The 809-nt window shown below is 55.6% G+C and carries 1 protein-coding gene; it reads right to left on the bottom strand.

The features are described 5' to 3' along the window. A partial coding sequence (locus NKH16_RS34865; RefSeq protein WP_352903979.1) for a pilus assembly protein TadG-related protein occupies positions 1–809 on the bottom strand: 809 nt, incomplete at both ends.

Raw genomic sequence — 809 nt, forward strand, 5'->3', positions numbered from 1 at the left:
CCCTCGCCGGAAATATTTGCATTCGAGCTCGCTTTGAAATCGCCTCCCTCAATGACGTATATCCCGGGCGAGAGGGTTACATTGCCGCTCAAGCTGAGCCCCTTGCAGTATGTTCCAGGTTGCAAGGTTGACTGATTGCCGTTTTGACAAGGGTTCGTGGCCGGCGGCGCCGGCAGGTCGGCAAAAGGATCAGCAGCGGGCAGCGCCTGAGTTATCAGGCTGGCGCAAACGGTCTTCACGACGTTGCTCAACGAAACACCGCCTGCCGATATCAGGCAATCGACATCAAGGCTTGCCGATCCCTGAAGTTTGATGGCGTCCGGAGCTATCGAATTCGACATGACGGAGCAGCCTGTCAGTTTTGTGGTCGAACTGCCGGAAAAGAGCGCCGCTTTCGAAGCGGAAGGATCGACCGTCAAAATGCAGGCTTTTGAAGCATCCGTAATAAGAGCCACCGCCCTTGCTTGTGCGCCAACTGCGTTTTGCGTGAATATCGACGTAAAGAACCGATCGAGGTTCTGATGAACGACTACCTCAACCGCCTTTTTTCCGACATTTGGACCGGCTGACGGAGGCGAGAAAACCTCTATTGTACCTGCTGACGGTCCCCAGCCGTTCGTGGTCGCTGACGCTGTCGCTGCGGAGACAATCTTTGGCGTGTCGGATCCCGAAACCTTTTCCAAAGCGCCAGCATAGGCCGCCGCATCCGCCACCGCTTGTAGCTTCAGGCTGCTGTAATACCAATAGGAAGTCTCGATACCGAGGCCCGCACCGCCGACGACAATCGGCAAAGACAGAGCAAAAATAGT

This window comes from Mesorhizobium sp. M1307 (genome assembly GCF_040318155.1).
Lineage (GTDB): Bacteria > Pseudomonadota > Alphaproteobacteria > Rhizobiales > Rhizobiaceae > Mesorhizobium.